The following is a 19,719-nucleotide window of genomic DNA, read 5'->3' as shown; positions in this document are numbered from 1 at the left end:
TGCCGGAACAGTGCGCCCGGCTGGAGGCCATCTACAGCCGGTTCCAGCAACGGCCCAGCGCCACCCCCGCCGCCTTTGCGGAATGGATTGTTGACATGGCCCCGCTGCGGGATTTCTGAGGCGGGGGCGGAAGGTGCGGCATCAATCCGGTCCCACCCCTTCCGCCCCGCACCCACCTGGATCGACCAGGGCGCACAGCCGGCGGCGAATGGGAACAGGACCGTCATCGCCCCGGAACCGGTCAACCAGGCGCCCCCGCGGGTCCAGGACGAAGAGTGTCACCGTGTGGCTGATCAGATAATCATCCGGGCCAGTGCCGGGTTCCACCATATAGCGGGCGCCAAAGGCAGTGGCTGCCGCCCGCACCTGTTCGTCCGTGCCGGTCAGGCCCGTGACCGGTCCCTCGAACAGGGCCAGATATTCTGCCAGATGCTGCTTGCTGTCGCGCCCTGGATCGACCGAGATGAACAATGGTTTCACCAGATCGGCCACCGGCCCCATCTGCCGCAGGGCCACGGTCAGCCCGGCCAGGGTCGTGGGGCAGATGTCGGGACAATAGGTATAGCCGAACAGCACGACCTGCCAGTCGCCGCGATGGCTGTCCTGGGTGACGGTTTTCCCATCCGTGGCGACAAGGCGGAAGGCAGGATGCAGCACCGGCTCCCCGGCAACAGCGACGCCGCCGGCAGCGACCGTCAGGGCAAGGATGGAGATCCGGGCGATACTCACGATCATCATTCCCTATTCTCAGCACTGTGCGAAACCGGGGGAGAACGCGCCTCCCCCGGCCCGTCGGGGTCAGAAATTCACCCGCGCCGACAGATAGAAGCGCCGGCCCAGGACGTCATAGGTGACGGGGTCCGTCGTTCCGAACCCGGTCCAGGTGGGAATGCCGCGATCGAACAGATTATCGACGCCGGCACTGACCCGAATACCGGTCTCGATGTTCCAACCCAGGGCCAGATCGGTATAGTTCACCGATCCCACGCCGGGGGCGGTACCGCCGCTGACGCTGGAACTGTCCTTCATGGCGTCGACATAGCGCCAGCGCACCATGATATCGACCGGATCCAGCGCATAACGCGTGGTCAGCGTCGCCTTCCATTTCGGCTTGGAAATGCCGAAACTGTCGATCTGCGCATCGCCGATGGTACCGGCATAATCAAAGGTGGCGGCACCGGGCAGGGCCTGGATGCGAAAACTGTCCAGGTAATTGACCAGCGCATTGATGGCCAGCCGGCCAGAATACCCCGACAGGCCAAAAGCATCCAGATCGGCCGCCCAATCAACCTGGAAATCGATGCCCGACGTCTTGTAGGTGGCCAGGTTCAAGGTGGGAATGTCGATCTTGATGGGCACGCCAGTGCCGGGATCGCGCAGGATCAGCTTGCAATAGAAATTGTCGGGCGAGAAGGTCGGGTTGTCACCACCGCTGTTGAAGCATTTGCCCAGCGAGATATTGCCCGGCACGGTGCCGATCGCGTCCTTGATCTTGATGGTGTAGTAATCGAGCGACGCCGACAGGCCGGACAGAAGCGGATGATCGCTCCGCGACGACCAGACCGTACCGACCGACCAGGTATCGGCCGTCTCCTCCTTCAAGTTGGGGTTCGACTGGTTCTTCGACACGGCCACCGGGTAATTGTAGTTGTAGCTGTCGATGGCCGCCGCCGGCAGGCCGCTTGACAGGCACAGGGCCCGCACCTGCGCGGCATTGGGGCCGTTGCGATAGGGACCGCTCAACGAACAGGGATCGCCCTGGCCATTGCGGGGATCGCCGATCTGGGTGAAGCCCCCGGCCTGCGCCTTGTAAAGCTCACCGACGCTGGGGGCCCGCACCGCGCGGTTATAGCCGCTACGGAACCGGACACTATCATCCACCCGCCAGTCCAGCTCACCCTTGTAGGTGTAGATGTCGCCGACCGTGTCGTAATGGGAATAACGCAGGCCGGTGCCCAGGTTGAGTTCCTGGATAAAGGGCAGGTCCTTCAGCAGCGGCACCAGCAACTCGCCATAGGCCTCGTACACATCCGACGCGCCATCGGCGGGGGGCGAGCCGAGATTGCCCAGGAAGTCCGACGTGGCCGGATTGCGCGGCCCCTGCGGGGAGGAGGTGACGGTGACCAGATACAGGGAGTCCGGCTGGAACCGATAGCTGCTTTCGCGGTAGCCGCCACCGGCCGCGAACCGCACCTCGCCGGCCGGAAGGTCGAACAACCCGCCCTGCAGGTTGGCCTCGACTAGGTCCTGGGTGGTCCGCGTCACGCTGCGGGCCGTGCGGCGGATATAATCGACACAGGCCTGCGGCTGGGCAGCACCGCTGAAAATGTTGAAGCCGCCGCACAGGTCGGGATTGGCGATCAGTTGCTGGATGGCGGTCAGGCTGCCGCCATCCTGGCTGTCCTGCGTCGTCGCCCGCCCGCGCGAAGCATAGATTTCCCAGGTGCCGCCGATGGAGGGCAACCGCCCGTTCAGGCCGGTCAGGAACTGACTGACCTCATACCGCGCCTCCGACCGGCGCGGACCCAGCACATTGTCGGTGAAGCCCTTATAGATGCTGAAGGCCTGGTCCGGGTCCGGGCGCGTCATCATCAGTGCGTAAATGCCCGGTGCCTGGGCCTGCACGCGCGCCTTCTCCGCCGCCGTGGCGAACGGGATGAACACGCCGAAGGTCTGGCCCGTGAACACCGGCGACAGCCCGGACCAAGCGCGGTTCTCGTTGTAGCTCATCTGCGCATAGGCGGTGACATCCTCCACCACCTCATATTCCACGCGCCCGAAGGCCGTATGGCGCGACAAGGCCCCCTGCAGCGTATTGCTGGCCGAATAATTGACGTTCAGCAGGCTGGACCGTTCGAAAACGGCATCCGGCCCCGTGGGGCCCTTGTAGTTGGCGAAGCCATAGGGGGAACCGGCCAGCGACTGGTTGAAGATGCTGTAAAGCGACCCGTCGCCATTCACCCCCAGCAATTGCGAGGCGATGCCAAGCTGTGTCGCGTTCAGCGGCGTTCCATAGCCCGCGAACAGGGTACCCAATCTGGCGAAGCTGAACGGATTGCCGGCATCATTGGCGTAGAAGGCCGTGGGCGGGATGAAGTTGCCGTTGACCTGACGGTAGAAATCGCGGCTGACCGACTTGATCAGATCGCGCCGATGCACGCCCATACTCAGCATGGCCTGTCCCCGCCCCTCGGCGAATTTGCCGCCCCAGGACAGTTGCAGGCTGCCATTCTCGCCATCGCCCTTTTCGGTGATGGCACCCTTGGCATCGAGTTGGATGCCTTCCAGATCGCGGCGCAGCTTGAAGTTCAGCACGCCGGACACCGCGTCGGAGCCATAGGCGGCCGAGGCACCGCCGGTCACCACCTCAATGCTGCCGATCAGGGCTTCGGGAATGGTGTTGAGGTCGACGGTACCGTCGGCATTGGACGGCGCCACCCGCCGGCCATCCAGTAGGACCAGCGTGCGCTGCGGCCCCAGGCCCCTTATATTGGCCGTGACCTGCCCCTGGCCGCCCCCGCCCTGGGTGCCACCGCCCGAGGTGGCGCCGCGCGAGGGCGTGAATTGCGGCAACTGGTTCAAAACAGAATCCAGGGTCGTGCCGCCCGTGCTGGCCAATGCCTCCGCACCCACGGAAACCGTCGGGCTGGCGGATGCGTAATCGGGCCGGGCGATGCGCGACCCGGTTACCACGATCTCGTCCAGTTGTTCCGGTGTACCCGCATCCTGGGCCAGCACCGGCCCCACCGCGACCAGCGCCAGCAGGCAGACGCCCTGTTTCAGATAGTTCCTCATCGTAACCTCCCCATTTTCGTTGTTTGCTTGGTTTGCACCCGCGACCGCCTGATGACGGCGCGCACTTCCCCTTCCGGCGACGGGTATGCCGCCGCCGGCTGGTGGAGTTCCTGTTTGAAAGGCCGGGCCGTTCCCCGGCCTGTTTCTATTCCTGCATCAGCACGAAGCTGGTTTCCGACGTGACCGGCAGATCGACCATCAGGCTGCCGTCGCCCACCGCCAGGGCGCCGGTGGGAACGCTGGCGTCGGACATCAGCTTGCCCTTGCGCAGGGAAGCCAGCCTGACGCCGTCACGCCACAGGCCATAGGACCCGCGTGGTGTGAGGTTGTTGACGGTCCAGGCGGAGGCGCCGCCCGCCCGCCCCGGACGGAGCGTGACGATCAGGGCCTTCTCCTTGTCGTCATAGAGGGCGCGCGCCACCTGCGGACCGCCGGGCCCGATGCCGCTGACATAGGGTTGCTTGAAATGGTCGTCGGCGAACGGCTTGTTGAACAGGTCATGGAGCCCGTCGCGGACATTGACCCGCGCCAACCCGATCAGGCCGTTGCCCGTCAGCGGCTGCACCCGCCGCCAGACATCGGACCCGTCGCCCTGGAACTTGAACCGGTCCTCCCGTGGGAAGACATAGGCGCCGTCCCGCCATTGCGGCGCCCAGTAGCGGTCGGCATAGGCCAGCATCCGGTCGCGCGTATCCGTATCCCCCACCTCCGCCGCCAGCAGCGTGAAGAAACCATGGTCATGGCTGTAGAAATGGCTCGGCGCCGTCGCCTTGACGGTGGCGGTACCGTCGGGCAGTTGCACAAGATGATGCGCCTTCTGGACCGGGTACAGGCTTTCCACCTGCGGCTTGTACCAGGCATGCATGAAGCTGCCGGACCAGCCATCGGACCAGGCCATCTGCACCGGCAGCGTCTTCTCCTGCTTGATCAGATACATCATCATGAAGGAGGAGGTCTGCGGGTCGACATAGTTCAACTGGTCGAACTGCCGCCTGTATTCAGCCGAGATCGTCTTGAAATAATCGGTGCCGTGACGCCGGTCATAAAGCGCGAAGCCCAGCAGCGGGTGCTGGTTGCATTCCGGGAAGATGGCGTTGGGCTCGCACTCGATCCCCTTCCAGCCGCTTTCCCGGAACTGGTCAGCCAGGACCTTGGCCAGGGAATGATTGTCATAGACGAAATCCTGCCGCCCCATGCCACGGCCAGTCGGGTCATAGACGAAGCGGATGGAGCCCGGCTGGTCATAGCGCCCGTCCGCATAGAGCATCTGATGGGTATTGATCATCTGAAACAGATGACCGCTATACATGATGTTCTGCCGCTTGACGGGATCGATCCAGCCCTCGCCCAGTTCCTTCAGGTCGGGATCGAAGCCCTTGGCGCCCCGGCTGGTCAGTTCCCAGAAGCCCCAGACATCGAACAGCAGCATCTTGTCGATCAGTCGGGCGTCCGTCGCCTGCGTCAACTCGCGATAGGCCGGCGTGTAATGGTACTGCACCAGCGACAGGGTGTAACTCATCATCGCCAATTGATAGCGATAGGCGTCAAAGCCGCCCTGCCCCGGCTCGTCCGACCCCATACCGGACCAGTCGCTGTTCAATTGCCCGGCCAAGCGCACGATGGCGTTGACATGGCCCAACTGCTTGTCATCCAGGATCGGATAGCGCGACGGGTCCGGCGGGGTCGTCGATGCCGATGCCGCAAAAGGCGCCGCGATTGTCAAAAACAATCCGGCCAGTGCCGACCGGCGCGAGAAAGGAGGCATGGATCAGTCCTTTGCTTGGCTGTGCGCTGAGCGCAGTAGATCCAGGATGGCTGCCCGCAAGCGGTCGGCCGGGGCCGCCTGCGTACCCGCGAAGCGAGCGAACTCCCGGCCTGCGGCGTCGAACAGCAAGGTGGTGGGCAGGCTCTTGACGGCGAAGCCCGCCGTGACGGCATCGGGATCGCCCAGGTAAAGGGGCAGCGCCGTGATGCCCATGCGGTGATAGGCCCTAAGTGCGGCCGGCGCCCCGCCCCGGTCGATCGACAGGGCGACCACCCGCAGCCCATCCACCTGAAATTCCGTCGCCATCTGCTGAAGCATCGGCAGCGCGACGACGCAAGGCGCACACCAGCTTGCCCAGATGTCGAGCAGCAACGGCCCACCCCTGAAATCCGCCATTCGCCAGGCCACACCCGTCAGGTCGGTGATGACGGGTTCACCCCTGGCGGCGGCAACCAGCGGCAGCAGTGCCAGGGACCCCAGCAAATGCCGCCGCCGCAGCCCACTCAAGCCGCCTGCCCCGGCGACCGGCGGGTGGTATAGATGGTCTGGACATTGCTATATTCGGCCAGTCCTTCCAGCGCGTTCTCGATCCCGATGCCCGACTGCTTGTGCCCGCCAAAGGCGATGTGCGGGGAGAAGCTGTGGATTTCGTTGATCCACACCGTTCCGGCTTCGATCCGGGCCGCGATGGCGCGGGCTTTCTCGATGTCACCGGACCAGACGGAGGCGGCAAGGCCGTAATCCGTGTCGTTGGCCCGCCGCACCACATCGTCGATATCGTCGAACTTCAGCAGCGGCAGGACGGGGCCGAAGGCTTCCTCCACCACCACGCGGCTGTCATCGGGCGGATTATCGATGATTGTAACGGGAACGAAATAACCTTTCCCTGCGGGCACATCGCCACCCAGCAGGAAACGGTGCCCCTGGTCGCGCGCATCGGCCAGCAGGTTCTTCAGCTTGTCGAACTGCATGCGGTTCTGGATGGGGCCCAGGTCGGTACCCTGCTGCGCGCCATCGCCGACTATCACCGTGCGGGCATAATCGACCAGGGCCGCCGCCAGTTCGTCATAGATGTCGGCATGGATGTAAAGTCGCTTGGCCGCCACGCAGAACTGGGCGCTGTTCTGGAACGCCGCCCAGAACAGTTCCCGGGCCGTCGCCTTCACGTCCACGTCGGGCAGCACGATGGCCGGGTCGTTGCCGCCCAGTTCCAGGGTAACGCGCTTCAGGTTGCCCGAGGCGGCGGCCATGATGTGCCGGCCTGTGGCGGTCGACCCGGTAAAGCTGATCTTGCGCACGTCGGGATGCGCGGTCAGCCAGGCGCCCAGATCGTTGCCGCCGGACACGATGTTCAGCACGCCCGGCGGCAGGATGTCGCGGCACAACTCCCCCAGCTTCAGGGTGCAGAGCGGTGTGAAGGGCGATGGCTTCAGCACCATGGTGTTGCCGGCGACCAGAGCCGGCGCGACCTTCCAGATGGCCAGCAGCACGGGGAAGTTCCAGGGCGTGATGCCGCCGATGACGCCCAGCGGCACATGCCGCGTCTCCACCCGCCGCGCCTCGCTATCCTCCACCAGCAGGTCGGGCAGCGACTGCGTGGCGATTTCCCGGCACCAGATGACGGATCCGCCGATTTCCCACTCGGCGCCTGCACGGGCCTTGCCCTGTTCCAGGGTCAGCAGGCGCTTGAAATCCTCTGCATGCTTTTCGATGGCATCGCCGATGGCGGCGACCATAGCCTGACGTTCAGACAAGGGACGGGCGCTCCAGACCGGAAAGGCGGCCTTGGCGGCGGCGACGGCGGCGTCTAACTGGTCACGCCGGGCATCGGGGACGCGGGCCAGCACCTCCTCCGTCGCCGGGTTGAACGTGTCGAACGATGCATCGGCGGTTTCCAGGCTTCCATTGATGGTCATCCGGTAATCGGCGAAAAAATCGATGGGCATGGCGTGCCTCCCTTCAGGCATGGGTTGTGGGCGGCGCTTCGCGCAGGGCGCGGCGCAGGATTTTGCCCGTGCTGGTTTTCGGCAGGTCGGTGACGAAGGCATAGAGCCGCGGCACCTTGTAGGCGGCGAGATAAAAGCGGCAATGCGCTTCGATGGCGGCGGCATCCGCCTGGGCACCGGGCCGCAGAACGATATAGGCCTTGGCCAACTCGCCCTTCTGCGCATCCGGCACCGACGCCACGGCGACCATGGCGATGGCCGGATGCCGGGCGAGCACCTGCTCCAGTTCCGCCGGATAGACATTGTAGCCGGCGGTGATGATCATATCCTTGCGGCGGTCGACGATGCGCAGATAGCCCCCGGCATCGCGCACCGCCACGTCGCCGGTGGCCAGCCAGCCGTCAGCGTCCAGCAGATCGGCCGTCGCCGCGGGATTGCGCCAGTAACCGCGCGTGACCAGCGGTCCCCTGACCCGCAATTCGCCGGCCGTGCCGGCCGCCGCCTCCCGGTCCGGCTGTTCCAGGTCGGCGATCCGAACCTCCATCCCCGGAAAGGGCAGGCCGATCGACCCGTGATGCGCGGGCCAATAGGGTGAATGGGATATGGCCGGGCCCGCCACCTCCGTCATGCCCCAAAGTTCCAGCAGGGGGCAGCCGAACCGGCTCTCCACCTCCTCAATGCTGGCCGTCGGCATGGTCTGGCCGCCGACGGTGCAGCGCTCCAGACTGGACAGGTCGGCCGCCGCCAGCCCCGGATCGGCCAGCATCTGGTAGTACATGGTGGGCACCCCCTCGAACAGGGTGATGCGCTCGGCGCCGATCAGGCGCAGGGCCGCGCCGGGATCGAACCGCTCCATGACCACCAGACGCATGCCGACCAGGAAGGCGGCGTTCAGCACAATGTTGCCATAGACATGCGGGAAGGGCAGCGCCGTCAGCACCGATTCCCCGCGACGGCGCACATGGATGGTCGCCGTCATGGCCGTGCTGGCAAAGATGTTGCGATGGCTCAGCATCGCGCCCTTGGGCCGGCCCGTTGTTCCCGACGTATAGCCGATGGTGAACAGGTCATCCGGTGCCAGTTCCACCGGCGGCAGCGGCGGAGCGGAAAGCAGGGCCCGAAAGCCATCCTCCCCCGGCCCTTCCAGTGGGATCGACAGGAACGGAAGATCAGCGGCGGCAGCCCGGACCGCCGCCAGTCTTTCCGCCGGTGCAATCACCGCAAACGCCTGCGCATCCGTGGCCAGGAACGCCACTTCCGACGGGCTGAGCAGAATGTTGGCCGGCACCACAACGGCCCCCAGCCGGGCAATGGCATAATAGGCGACGATCCATTCCCAGCCATTGGGCAGATGCAGAACGACCCTCTCCCCCCGCCCCAGGCCCCGCGCCGCCAGTCCGCCCGCGCACCGGGCGACCCTTTCCTCGATGGTGGCGAAGTCCAGCGTCAATCCCCCGGCCAGGGTGAGTGCCGGGGTGCCGCCGAACCGGGCCGCCGCTTGGACCGGCAGATGGCTGATCAATTCCCGCATGGTCCGTCTCCTCAACGACCCGGCAACAAAACAGCCTTCAACACGTCGCCCCGTTCGGACGCATGCGCCGCCGCATCGATCTCCGACAGGGGATAGAAGCGGATCAGCCGGTCGAAGGGGAACCTTCCCTGCCGCCAGAGTTCGATCAGTTGCGGGATGAAAATGTCGGGTACGCTGTCGCCCTCGATAATGCCGCGCACCGTGCGCCCGAACAGCAGGCCGTTCATGTCCAGCGCCACTTCCGTACCCAGCGGCGCCACACCGACGATCCCGCACACGCCCGTCAGGCGCAGGCTGTCGACCGCCTGACGCACCACGCGCGGCAGACCGGTGCATTCCAGCGTATACTGGGTCCCTTCCCCGCCCGTCAGGGCCTGAATCGCGGCCACAGGGTCCCCGGACCCGGCATTGATGGCATGCGTGGCGCCCAGTTCCGTCGCCAGCTTCAGGCGCTGCTCGTTCAGATCCACGGCGATGATGGTGGCGCAGCCCACGACCTTGGCCGCCATCACCGCCGCCAACCCGACGGAACCGGCGCCGAAGATGGCGATGCTGGTGCCCGCACCGGGCTTCAGGGCGTTGATGACAGCGCCGGCCCCCGTCTGGATGCCGCAGCCCAGCGGCCCCATAATCTCTACCGGCACATCGGACGGGATGCGCACGACATTGCGCTGCGTGGCCAGGGCATAATCGCCAAAGGAACTCTGCGCGAAGAAATGGCTGCTGACCCGGCCGCCATGCTTGTCGCAGCAGGCGGACGAGCCATCCGGCCGGCCACCGCTGAAATTGCGCCCGTACAGGTCCAGGCAATAGCCGGGCATGCCCTTCAGGCAGTTCACGCATTTGCCGCAACTGGCATAGGTCAGGACGACATGGTCGCCGGGGGCCACCTTGGTGACAGCCCTGCCCACCTTCTCCACCACGCCAGCCCCCTCATGTCCCAGAACGGCCGGCAGCGGCGTGGGGAAATACTGATCACGGACCACCAGATCGGTATGGCACATGCCGACACCGACGACGCGTACCAGAACCTCCTCGTCGCGCGGGTCCTCTATCTCCAGGGTTTCCATCCGGAAGGGGCCGTTCGTCTCGCGTATCACCGCCGCCTGATATGTCAGCATAGTCGCCTCCCTGTGGGGCGCGGGCGACCTAATGGCCTGGCCTCACGCCTTTCGTTTAAAAACAATTGACCGTTTTTTTCCAAACGGACGCATCAGGCCACCATGTCGCGACGCGGGAAGATTGCGGCAGCAGACAGCATGACAGTCCCTGCCCGGGGGAGCCGGAATGGCCGCCACGGTTCCAGCAAGTCACTGGTTCGCTGACCGGCTACAAACACGGCCGTCAAAGCGGATGATGTCGATGGACGTCTGCGGTAGCGCCGGACGATGTCAGGGACCAAACATTCCTGTCGTTCCTCCCAACCTCTGTTATGTTCGCGCGCAAATTATGCTTTGCGTCGCCGACTTTGTGCCGGTATGGACATGAAACGGAATTGGACCATTTTTGTCAATATGAATTGATAACGTCCATATCCGGAGTTTCGCAGAACCGTCGGGGGATGAATGTCGAACGCTGTGGATGCCAATGCGCGGCGGCGCGAGATCGGGCAGGAGCGACGGGAACGCACCCGCCGGCGGTTGCTGGCCGCCGCCGCCCGGGTCGTGGCCGAAATGGGGGAGAACAAGGCCACCATCGATGATTTCATCCAGGCCGCCGAGGTGGCACGCGGCACATTTTATAATTACTACACGACGCGCGATGAACTGATCGCCGATCTGTGGGTGCAGGTCGGCCGCAATCCGATGCAGGAGATCCAGCGGGCAAGTGCGACTTTGGCCGATCCCGCGGAGCGGCTTTGCGCCATGATCCGGCTGGTCCTGCGGCGGGCCGCGGATGATCCGACCTGGGGATGGTTGGTCTATGCGCTGTCGGCGGATCGCGACAGCGTCAATGACGACCTGCTGACCTATCCCGGCCCCGACCTTATGATCGGACGGCAGACGGGCCGGTTGCAGTTCGAAGATCTGACCACCGCCACCGACCTTCTGGTCGGCGCCGTGCGTGCAGCCCTGCGCGGCCAGTTGGATGAAGGGCGCGCACCATCGCATGGCACCGACCTGTGCGTCATGCTCATGCGCGCCCTGGGCCTTGATGGGTCGGAGGCGCAACGCCTCAGCCAGCGGCCATTGCCGGAGTGAGCGCGAAAGCCTCGCCTGTCACCGATCGGCACTGTCCGGAAGGTTCCGCTGAATGTCGGCCTCAATCAGACGCATGTGGATCGCCATCGCCGCCGCCACGCCATCGGCGGCGGCAAAGGTCGCATTGTGCGGCTGGCGGGCGCAATCGCCGGCAGCGTAGAGTCCCGGCACGTTCGTCGATTGCCCAGGGCCCGTGCGGATAAGCGGACCCAACGGACCCTGGTCGATATCGCATCCCAGGGCCGCGATCCAACCATTGTTCAGCCCGATTGTCGGCGCGGTGTACAGCACATCCAGATCCAGGATGCGGCCATCCTGCAAGCGGATGCCGTGCAGAGCCTCGCCCTCCCCCGTCAGGGACGCCACGGCAACGGTCTCGATCCTCACCCGTCTGGCGGCCAATCGGGCCGTCTGTTGCGGGTCCGGGGTAATGGCGCCGTTGGTGAACAGCGTTACGGGGCCCCAGTCGGCCAACAGCAAGGCCTGATGCACCGCCATCGGCGTCCGGGCCAACACCCCGATCCGCTTTCCCATGAATTCGAACCCATGGCAGTAGGGGCAGTGGAGTACCGATGTGCCCCATCGTTCGCGAAGTCCCTCAATCTCGGGCAGGGTATCCGTCACCCCGGTGGCCAGCAGCAGGCAACCGGCCTCGATGCGGTCCCCGTCGCGGGTTGAAAGGTGAAAGCGGCCGTCGACATGCGCCACATCGATGACGGCCGCTTTCTGAACACGCACTGTCGGATAGCTCAAGACCTGGCCCCGGGCCTGATCCAGTATTTTCCCCGGCCTCTCGCCATCCAGACCGAAAAGCCCGTGCGAATGCCGGACATTGCGATTGCGGGGAGCGCCGGCATCCAGGACCAGTACCGTCCGCCCCGCCCGGCCCAACTGCAGTGCCGCGCTCAAGCCGGCAAAGCTTCCTCCGATGACCACCACGTCATTTGCCATTCTTCGTGCTCCCTGAACGATCTCCGCCGTCGCGGACCTGTCCGTTGACGCCAGAATGATGGCGGTTGCGGACTGGACGAACCTGCGTCTGTCTAAACTCGCCATCTTCCGGCTCTTTTAGTGTCAACCGGGCTCTACCAGCCCTTCAACCATAGAACGCTCGCGCGCCCTGGACCCAAAGCCCGCCGATGGGTGGGGTTTCGCCGTCTTCAGGTAGGATATCAGATAACCAGCGGAACCATATTGATAAATGTTATAACATTACATATGTTGCGTTTCCTTCTTGTACGCCTTCCTTATTGATCGGCAAATTCCCATGGCTTGCTTCACTACCGCCCGTCTCATCACGGCGTCCCTCACCTGTGCCTTGATGGCCACGACCGGCTTGGCCCGGACGGCAACAGCCGGCCCGGATGACAGGGACGCGCCAATCAATCCCATCGTGGTGGAGGCGACAAAATACAGCTATGCAGCAAAGACGGTGACCATTGGCGGCAAGGAGCCGGTTTCCGTCCTGGAAGTGCCGAACTCCGTCAGCGTCATCACGCAGCAGCGCATGCAGGACCAGAACCTGGTGACAATGGTCGATGCACTGGCGCAGGTGCCGGGCCTGCATGTTTCCACCTGGGACGGGCTGATCGGGCAGATCCGCTCACGCGGCTACCTTCTCGACGTCTCCTATGACGGTATTCCCGCCTATAATAGCGGTCAGGCCCAGGATTTCGACCTGATCGTTTATGAGCAGGTGGAGGTTCTGCGCGGTCCCGCCGGCATTTTCAAAGGCTCCGGCCAGCCCGGCGGCACTGCTAATTTCGTGCGCAAGCGCGGGTTGGCGGAGAGCGCGGCCAGCTTCGCCGCCTCGGTCGGCACCTGGAACAATTACCGGATGGAGGGCGATGTCGGCGGGCCGCTTGGGCTGGACGGGCGGTTGCGCGGCCGCATCGCCGGTTCCTATCTCGACCGCGACTTCTATACCGACCGCTCGCATGAGGAGAAGGTTGTCGCGTACGGCGTGCTGGATTTCGATGTCACCGAACGCACGACGGCGTCAGCAATGGTCACCTATCAGGATGACCGGGGCGAGGCGATGAGCATGGGGCTGGCCAATTACCTCCTGCCCGGAAACCCGCTCCACAACCAGTTCATCGACGTTCCCCGCTCCACCAACCAGTATCCGGATTGGAACCTGAACGTCTATGAGACGATCGAGTATTCCGGCGATCTGCGCCATGCCTTCGCCAATGAATGGGTGGTGCGCGGCAAGCTGACCTATCGCGACCAGAACAAGATCTTCACCGACGGTTTCCCCACGCCCGGCACGGGCCTGAACCCGGTGACCAACCGTTTCTCCAGCTATAACCGCCGCTCCAACGACGGCACGACAGAGCGCACAGGCGTCGATCTCTATGCCTCCGGCCCGCTGCATTTGTTCGGGCGCAAGCATACGCTGACCTTTGGCTACGCCTGGGAACTCTATGATTTTGCCGGTGTCAGCCTGAACAACACCCCCTATACCGGTTCCCCCGCCGGCAGCGGCATCGCATTGGAGGATGCGGCCAATGTGCCCATGCCGGCCCTGAACTACAATAACGGCAGCCAGAGCGTAACCGAACAGGATGGTTTCTATGGCCAGGGAAGGTTCGAGCTGTTCGACGGGCTGATCGCCGTCGCCGGCGTCCGCGTCAGCGACTTTGAATCCAAGAGCCGCACGATCGCCCCTAACCCGGCCCCGACCAATTACGTCCGGGGCGCCAATGCCAAGAACGAGGTCACGCCCTATGGCGGCCTCGTCTACTATCTGCGGCCCAACATCACCGTCTATGGCAGCTATTCGGACATCTTCATCCCACAGACGGCGCTGAAATGGACCAGCAGCGGCGGCACCCCGCTGGACCCGCGCATCGGCAAGCAGATCGAGGTCGGGATCAAGGGGGCCTTCCTGGATGAGGCGCTGATGGCTTCGCTGGCGGCCTATAATACCCGCGACGTCAACCGCTCCTTCACCGACACGGCCCATCCCGGCTTCTTCCTGCAACTGGGCGAGGTGGAGGTGGAAGGCGTGGATGCGGAACTGACCGGTCGCCCCTATCCGGGGCTCGACCTGTCCATCGGCTATTCCTTCATCCAGACCCAGTATCTGAAGAATTCCACGGCCAGTCTGGTGGGCCAGGCTTTCGACACCTGGGAACCCAGGCACAGCCTGAAATTCTTTGCCAAGTACCGGCCAACAACGCCGGGCTGGGATCGGGCCTGGGGCGCCATCGGGGTGCAGGCGCAAAGCACGCTGCTGGGCGGCGGTGTCGCGGATGTGCGTGAGCAGGAAGCCTACGCGGTGTTCAGCCTGCATGGCGGCTACAGTCTGACCGCCAATACCGCGTTGTCCGTATCGGTGAACAACCTGTTCGACAAGGTCTATTACGCCCGTGTCGGCGGACCCAACACCTACAACACCTTCGGCGATCCCCGGAACGTCACCCTGTCGATGCGGACGAGGTTCTGATGCCGATCCTGGCCATCGCCCGACACCAATTGCTGTTGATGGAGCGCGACACAAGGCTGCGCTGGCTGTGTCTGGCGCTGCTGATGCTGGCGGTCGCCAGTCTGGTCACCGGTGCGGCAAGGCAGCAGGCGCAGACTGCCGAGCGGCAGGCAGCCGCCGTCACGGATGAGGAAATCTGGGACGCGCTGGGTCCCGTCAACCCGCATGGGGCCGCCCATACGGGGCGCAACCTCTATGCCCCCCTCTCCCCGCTGGCCGCCTTCGATCCGGGGCTGTCGAATTATCTCGGCATCTCCGTCCGGGCAGAGGCGCATACACGCAACCCGGCGCGGGACCGCCCGATGGAAGGCGGCACTTCAATCACCCGCTTTGCCGGTTTCAGCCCCGCCTGGGCCTTGCAGGTGGTGGTCCCGCTGCTGATCATCCTTAGCGGTTTCACCATCTTTTCCGGGGAGCGGGCGTGTGAAAGACTGCGCCAGGAACTGGGGGCCGGGGCCAGCGGCCCTGCCCTGATGTTCGGCCGCTTCATCGGTCTGGGCACAGCGGCCATAGGGCTGCTGGGCATTTTCATGGCGGCAGGCATCGTGGCCTTGCTGAGCATCGGCGCACCGGCCGACGCCTTTCTGGCCCTGCTGGCCATGGGTGGGGGCTACGCGCTCTATCTGCTGGTCCATGCCGGCCTGACCGTCAGCATTTCGGCCCTGCTGCCATCGGCCCGGTCGGCCCTGGTCGTGCTGCTGGGCCTCTGGGCCTGTACGACCCTGCTGCTGCCGCGGATTGCGCCTGCGATGGCCGAACGGCTGTACCCCACGCCCAGTGCCCCGGCGTTTGAAAATGCCGTGACCGACGAGGCGAAGAACGGGATCAGCGGCCATGATCCCTATGATGCGCGCCTGAACGCCGTGAAGGCCGACCTGATGCAGCAACATGGCGTCACCCGCATCGAGGATCTGCCCTTCAATTTCGAGGGCGTGGCCCTGCAGTTTGGCGAGGGCAATACCAGCGAGACCTATAACCGCCACTATGAGGCCCTGTTCGCGACATATCACCGGCAAAACCAGACGCAGCGTCTGTTCTCCCTGATTTCCCCCACCCTGGCCATGATCCCCTGGTCACGGGCCATGGCGGGCACCGATGTCGCCGCCCACCGATTGTTCCTGCACGATGCGGAAAAATACCGCTTCGCCCTGATCCAGGCGCTGAACGACGATATCAGGCGCAACAAGCCCAAGGATGGCGGCATCTACCGCACCGATGTGTCAGCCCTCGCCGAGGGGGTGCGCTTCACCCCGCGTCTGGTCATCACGGCTGATGCCTGGCGGGATCAGGCACCCAGCCTGGCCATCCTGGCCGTCTGGCTGGCCGCCTGTCTGGCCTTCGCACGCTGGGCCGCCACACGATTGGAGCGCCGGGCATGAGCATGCTTCTCCCCATCATCGGGCATGAGTTGCGGCGACTGCGCCGCGACCGGGCCCTGCCCTGGCTGATGCTGCTGTTCATGGCATTCGCCGCCTATGGCGCCTGGAGCGGTGCCGAATGGGCCGCCGCCCGCATGCAGGCCGGACAGGTTGTCGCCAATGAGGCCGATACGATCGTCGCCCTGAAACGCAGGCAGTTGGCCGAGGCAAAGCCCGGCGCCAACATGTTCTTCGCCACACCGCAGGTGACACCCTTCCGTCCCATCCTGTCGCCAGGCGTCATGGCGCCCCTGTCCATCGGTCAGGCGGAGGCTTACCCCTATGCCGCCCGCACCCAGCCCCTGTCTGACATCACCATGTTCGACGCCTTCCGGGCCGATTTGGACAATCCGGCAGTCCGGGCGGCGGGACGGTTTGATCTGGCCTTCGTCATCATCGTCATGCTGCCGCTGCTGCTGCTGGCCGGCAGCTTCGACCTGTGGTCGCGCGAGCGGGAACGCAGCGTGGCGGCCCTGATCCTATCGCAGCCGGTACCCATCACCAGCCTGTTGGCAGGCAAGGCTTTGGCCCGCGCCCTAGCGCTGCTGCCACCCGCCATCATCGTGACATTGGGGGCCCTGCTGCTGGTGGGCGCCGACGATCCGGGCGGCTTGATCGCCACCGCCCTGACCGTCGGCGCCTATGGCCTGTTCTGGATCCTCGTGGCGACATTGATCAATGTCTTCGCCAAGCGGTCGACAGATGCCGCCCTGGCCGGTGGCGCCGTCTGGCTGCTGATCGTGGTGCTGGGGCCGGCCCTGGCACTGGCCACCGCCGATATCCTGTCGCCTGCGCCCTCGCAAGTGCAGTTCGCCAACGAGTACCGGGCCGCAAGCCTGGCCATCCGCCGCGACCAGCGTCTGGCGCGGGAGGCGAACGGGCCGGAGGTGATCCGCACACCAGCCTCCAACATCCCCGACCGCATCCGCGTCTTCATGGCCGAACGCGCTGTGGAGGATGCGAAGCTGGCCCCCATGGTTGCAACCCATGACGACGCGCTGGCCCGGCGCCACGCCATCCTGGACCGGTTGCGCCTGTTCCTGCCGGCCGTGGCCACCCAAGACGCGCTGGACCGCATCGCCGGTTCGGATGCCGACCGCGCCCTGTCCTTTCAGCAGCAGGCCATGGGGTTCAAGCAGGAGCTGGAGCGCTGGCTGGCCGACCGGCTGGACCGCGATCTGCTGATGACGTCGCAAGATTATGATCTTGTTCCGAAATTCCACTTTCAGGAGCCGGCGGCAGGCCCCTTCCAGGCAAAGATGCTGATTGATCTGGTCGTCCTGTTCATTGCCTGCCTGCTGCTGGGTGCCGCCATCATTCTCGGCCGCAGCGCCGCCACCGACCTTTAGGACCCGATCCATGCTGACCGCGACCGGCCTTTCCAAACAATATGGCGCCCATACCGCGCTGAACGATCTTCATCTGAATGTGCAGCCGGGGGAGATTTACTGTCTGCTGGGCGCCAATGGCGCCGGCAAATCGACCACCATCAAACTGTTCCTGGGACTGTTGCGCCCGACAGCAGGCGCAGCCATCGTGGATGGCATCGACGTGGCCCGCGATCCGCGCGCTGCGCGTGGACGCATGCTCTACATCCCGGAAATGGTCGCCCTTTATGACGAGCTAACGGGGATGGAGAACCTGGCCTATTTCGCCAGCCTCAGCCAGGTACCCGACCGGTCACCCGCCCGGTTGCGGCAATGTCTGGCCGATGCAGGTCTGCAGCCGGCGGCCTTTGATCAGCGGGTGGGCGACTTTTCCAAGGGCATGCGGCAGAAGGTGGGCATCGCGCTGGCGCTGGCCAAGGATGCCAGGGCCCTGCTGCTGGACGAACCGACATCGGGCCTGGACCCCAAGGCATCGGCCGAATTCCATGAACTGCTGAACCGTCAGCGTGACCGGGGGGCCGCAATCCTGATGGCCACGCACGACCTGTTCCGGGCACGGGAGGTGGGCACCTCCATCGGCCTGATGCGCGCAGGCCGCCTGCGCCGCACGCTGACCGCAGCCTCGGTGACCACCCAGGATCTGGAAGCACTTTATCTGGAGGAAATGGCGGGCGATTGATAATGGCTGGTGCGTTATCAATCTGGTAGTGGGATGGCCTTCGCTCAGAATTCCTGCCAGCTATGCCAGAGCATATAGGCAGCGACGACAAAGATCAGCCCGGCAAAGACGCTGCTCAACACACCCTTGCCCGACAATCGCCGGGCAAGGGCTACGCCGGCCATGCCGCCGATGACACCCCCCAGGATGAAGACCGCCGCCAAACCCCAGTCGATCAGCCCGGAAAGGGCGTAATTCACCGCTGTGGTCAGGCCGAAGGCACTGACAGCGACAAGGCTTGTGCCCACGGCATTGATCATGGGCATCCGGGTGGAGGCGAGCAGCCCTGGCACGATCAAGAACCCGCCGCCGATGCCGAAGAAGCCGGAGAAGGTGCCGGTTGCGAGGCCCAAACCGACGACCTTGCCGGCATTGTCCCTGCTGCACTGGGCACCCGGATCGCCCGTCGCATTACGGTTGCGCAGCATCAGGACGCCCACGAGCAGCATGACCATCGCGAACAGAAACAGCAGCTTGTGGCCGTCAATGGCTTTGCCCAGCGTCGATCCCGCTGCCGCACCGATGATGCCGGCCAGGGCGTAGATCGCGCCGCATCGCCATTTCACCGTATGAGCCTGGGCATGGTGGCCGAGACTGAAGGCGGCATTCACGGCGACAGCCAGCGCACTGGTACCGATGGCCACATGCGGGTTTGCGACGCCGACCAGATAGACCATCAATGGTACGGCCAGGATGGACCCCCCACCACCGACCAGCCCCAGCGTCAGCCCGACCAGAACACCGGATAGACCGCCAAGGACAAGGTGCAGGATGTCATGCATGGTAATTCCCCGTCCTGGAACCGGCGGGACCGGTCACAGCACATTCAGCGGCATCTTCAGGAAGCGCGTGCCCGATGCGTCGGGTGGCGGCAAATGCCCCGCACGCATGTTCACCTGCAAGGACGGCAGGATCAGCCTTGGCATGTCCAGGGTAGCGTCGCGCGCCGTGCGGAAGGCGATGAACTGTTCCCTGGCCTTGCCGGCTCCGACATGGATGTTGTCCGCCTTCTCCTGCGCCACGCTGGTTTCCCAGCGGATTTCGCGGCCATTGGGGGCATAGTCGTGACACATGAACAGCCGCGTCGCATCGGGCAGCGCCAGCACCTTCTGGATCGAGTCATACAGCATGCCGGCATCTCCCCCTGGGAAATCGGCCCGCGCTGAACCCGCATCGGGCATGAACAATGTATCGCCGACAAAGGCGGCGTCACCCATCACATGGGTCATGCAGGCCGGCGTATGGCCGGGAGTATGGATCGCAACGCACGCCATGGCCCCGATGTGATAGGTGTCGCCATCATCGAACAGCCGGTCGAACTGCGATCCGTCGCGCTGGAAATCCGTTCCCTCGTTGAATATTTTGCCGAAGGTCTCTTGCACGATGGTGATGTGGCGGCCGATCCCCAGCCTGCCGCCCAGGATACCCTGGATATAGGGCGCTGCCGACAGGTGGTCGGCATGGACA

15 protein-coding genes are annotated in these 19,719 nt (G+C 64.6%); 5 read left to right on the top strand and 10 right to left on the bottom strand.

The features are described from left to right. Positions 1–141: 141 nt before the first annotated feature. The 7 genes from KBA48_RS25635 to KBA48_RS25605 all read right to left on the bottom strand — a co-directional run bounded on the left by KBA48_RS25635 (position 142) and on the right by KBA48_RS25605 (position 10,158). Positions 142–729: an SCO family protein gene (locus KBA48_RS25635; protein ID WP_292911536.1), complete on the bottom strand. Its 588-nt coding sequence runs from the start codon at positions 727–729 to the stop codon at positions 142–144. Between the two features lie 69 nt (positions 730–798). Beyond that, positions 799–3,795 carry a TonB-dependent receptor gene (locus KBA48_RS25630; RefSeq protein ID WP_292911535.1) on the bottom strand — a complete coding sequence of 999 codons (2,997 nt, stop codon included), beginning with the start codon at positions 3,793–3,795 and terminating at the stop codon, positions 799–801. 145 nt (positions 3,796–3,940) lie between these two features. Next, complete coding sequence (locus KBA48_RS25625; protein ID WP_292911534.1) at positions 3,941–5,560, bottom strand: hypothetical protein; 1,620 nt, start codon at positions 5,558–5,560, stop codon at positions 3,941–3,943. Positions 5,561–5,563: 3 nt separating this feature from the next. Then, positions 5,564–6,067: a TlpA disulfide reductase family protein gene (locus tag KBA48_RS25620; RefSeq protein WP_292911533.1), complete on the bottom strand. Its 504-nt coding sequence runs from the start codon at positions 6,065–6,067 to the stop codon at positions 5,564–5,566. After that, a complete protein-coding gene (locus KBA48_RS25615; RefSeq protein WP_292911532.1) occupies positions 6,064–7,506 on the bottom strand; it encodes an aldehyde dehydrogenase family protein in 1,443 nt (480 codons plus the stop codon). The genes KBA48_RS25620 and KBA48_RS25615 overlap by 4 nt, the downstream gene beginning before the upstream one ends. A 13-nt stretch (positions 7,507–7,519) precedes the next feature. Next, positions 7,520–9,037, bottom strand: coding sequence for a class I adenylate-forming enzyme family protein (locus KBA48_RS25610; protein ID WP_292911531.1), 1,518 nt, complete (start codon positions 9,035–9,037; stop codon positions 7,520–7,522). Positions 9,038–9,048: 11 nt separating this feature from the next. Next, positions 9,049–10,158 (bottom strand): NAD(P)-dependent alcohol dehydrogenase, encoded by a 1,110-nt coding sequence (locus tag KBA48_RS25605; RefSeq protein ID WP_292911530.1) that lies wholly within the window; start codon positions 10,156–10,158, stop codon positions 9,049–9,051. Positions 10,159–10,602: 444 nt separating this feature from the next. Here KBA48_RS25605 and KBA48_RS25600 point away from each other — a divergent pair, with 444 nt between their 5' ends. Further along, positions 10,603–11,238, top strand: a complete 636-nt coding sequence (locus tag KBA48_RS25600) for a TetR/AcrR family transcriptional regulator (RefSeq protein WP_292911529.1) — start codon at positions 10,603–10,605, stop codon at positions 11,236–11,238. 18 nt (positions 11,239–11,256) lie between these two features. Here the strand turns inward: KBA48_RS25600 and KBA48_RS25595 are convergent, their stop codons facing one another. Beyond that, entirely contained in the window at positions 11,257–12,189 is a 933-nt protein-coding gene (locus tag KBA48_RS25595; RefSeq protein ID WP_292911528.1) for an NAD(P)/FAD-dependent oxidoreductase, read from the bottom strand. A gap of 316 nt (positions 12,190–12,505) precedes the next feature. Between KBA48_RS25595 and KBA48_RS25590 the strand changes: the two genes are divergently transcribed. The 4 genes from KBA48_RS25590 to KBA48_RS25575 are packed head-to-tail and all read left to right on the top strand — an operon-like array spanning position 12,506 to position 18,213. Next, positions 12,506–14,689, top strand: coding sequence for a TonB-dependent siderophore receptor (locus KBA48_RS25590; RefSeq protein ID WP_292911527.1), 2,184 nt, complete (start codon positions 12,506–12,508; stop codon positions 14,687–14,689). Next, positions 14,689–16,107 carry a DUF3526 domain-containing protein gene (locus KBA48_RS25585; protein ID WP_292911526.1) on the top strand — a complete coding sequence of 473 codons (1,419 nt, stop codon included), beginning with the start codon at positions 14,689–14,691 and terminating at the stop codon, positions 16,105–16,107. The genes KBA48_RS25590 and KBA48_RS25585 overlap by 1 nt, the downstream gene beginning before the upstream one ends. Beyond that, the gene (locus KBA48_RS25580; RefSeq protein ID WP_292911525.1) at positions 16,104–17,495 is read left to right on the top strand and encodes a DUF3526 domain-containing protein; all 1,392 of its coding nucleotides are present in this window, start codon (positions 16,104–16,106) and stop codon (positions 17,493–17,495) included. Before KBA48_RS25585 ends, KBA48_RS25580 begins: the two co-directional genes overlap by 4 nt. Positions 17,496–17,505: 10 nt before the next feature. Beyond that, on the top strand, positions 17,506–18,213 hold the full coding sequence (locus KBA48_RS25575) for an ABC transporter ATP-binding protein (protein ID WP_292911524.1): 708 nt from the start codon (positions 17,506–17,508) through the stop codon (positions 18,211–18,213). Between the two features lie 44 nt (positions 18,214–18,257). Here KBA48_RS25575 and KBA48_RS25570 read toward each other — a convergent pair whose 3' ends face one another. After that, positions 18,258–19,034, bottom strand: a complete 777-nt coding sequence (locus KBA48_RS25570; protein ID WP_292911523.1) for a sulfite exporter TauE/SafE family protein — start codon at positions 19,032–19,034, stop codon at positions 18,258–18,260. Between the two features lie 33 nt (positions 19,035–19,067). Further along, positions 19,068–19,719: MBL fold metallo-hydrolase (locus tag KBA48_RS25565; RefSeq protein WP_292911522.1), on the bottom strand; the 652-nt coding region annotated here is incomplete at its 5' end.

Origin of the sequence: Niveispirillum sp. (assembly GCF_017996735.1) — a bacterium.
In the GTDB taxonomy this organism is placed as follows: Bacteria; Pseudomonadota; Alphaproteobacteria; order Azospirillales; family Azospirillaceae; genus Niveispirillum.
This window is presented reverse-complemented; position numbering and strand designations above follow the sequence as displayed.